The organism is Streptomyces synnematoformans, assembly GCF_039531005.1.
GTDB classification, from domain to species: Bacteria; Actinomycetota; Actinomycetes; order Streptomycetales; family Streptomycetaceae; genus Streptomyces; species Streptomyces synnematoformans.
This window is the reverse complement of sequence record NZ_BAAAPF010000773.1, coordinates 1-535: the sequence shown is the minus strand read 5'-3', so window position 1 is coordinate 535 and position 535 is coordinate 1. Positions and strand designations below refer to the sequence as shown.

At 83.4% G+C, this 535-nt stretch carries 1 pseudogene; it reads left to right on the top strand.

Features of this window, described 5'->3' with window-relative positions:
- Nucleotides 1–535, top strand: a pseudogene (locus ABD317_RS37615) (hypothetical protein); the annotation flags it as partial.

The following is a 535-nucleotide window of genomic DNA, read 5'->3' as shown; positions in this document are numbered from 1 at the left end:
GTCGTACGGGACGCGGGGACGCCGCCGGCGGCCGCCGCCGAGCCCGTACGGCAGCCCGCCGCGGCCCAGGACACCGGGCCGCCCGCCGCCACCGCAGACCACCACCACAGCACCGACGAGGGAGCCCAGACCGTGGCCGACAACGAACGAGAGGCCGACGGCGCCGACGCTTCCGCCGAGTCCGGAACCCGCCGCAGGCGTCGCCGGGTGACCCGCACGGCGGGCACCCCGGCCCCCGGCACCGAGCCGGCGTCGCCGGCCGCGGCGCCGAAGCCGACCGTCGAGCCGTCCCCCGAGCCCGTCGCACAACCGGCCGCCGAGGCCGCGCCGGAGGCCGTGACCGGCCCCGCCGGGGAGCCCCGGCCGGAGCCGGACGCCGAGGCCGCCCCGAAGGGCCGCAGGCGCCGCCGGGTCGTACGCGGCGCGGGAACCCCGGAGACCGTGGAACCGGCCGCCGAGCCCGCCGCCCAGCCCGCCGCCGCCGAGCCCGTCGGCGAGGGGGGCCCGGGCGCCCCCCCCGGGAGCCCGGCGGACG